Source organism: Arthrobacter sp. Y3223164 (genome assembly GCF_059091005.1).
In genome coordinates this window covers 1-339 of the sequence record NZ_JBNHGF010000933.1, presented here as the reverse complement: position 1 = coordinate 339, position 339 = coordinate 1, and the positions used below count along the sequence as shown (strand labels likewise).

The 339-nt window shown below is 74.6% G+C and carries 1 protein-coding gene; it reads left to right on the top strand.

The features are described from left to right. Positions 1-339 (top strand): oxidoreductase (locus AC5RUJ_RS18795; RefSeq protein ID WP_494156578.1); only part of this gene is annotated, 339 nt, incomplete at both ends.

Here is a 339-nt window from a genome sequence, read left to right as displayed (position 1 = left end):
CTTTGGCCGCTACGCGGCGCCGGACGCCCTGGACGAGGCCGGCATCCGGCGGGTCATCGCGGACTTCCGCGACGCGGCGGCACGTGCCGTCTGGGCCGGCTTCGACACCGTGGAGATCCACGGCGCCCACGGCTACCTGCTGCACCAGTTCCTCTCGCCGCTGGTCAATACCCGCACCGACGGCTGGGGCGGTACCGCGGCCGGGCGTGCCCGGCTGCTGCTGGAGGTGGTGGAGGCGGTCCGCGGCGTCATCCCGGACGCCATGCCGCTGCTGCTCCGCGTCTCCGCCTCCGACTGGTCGGACGGCGGGCTGGAACCGGAGGCCGTGGCCGACGTGGT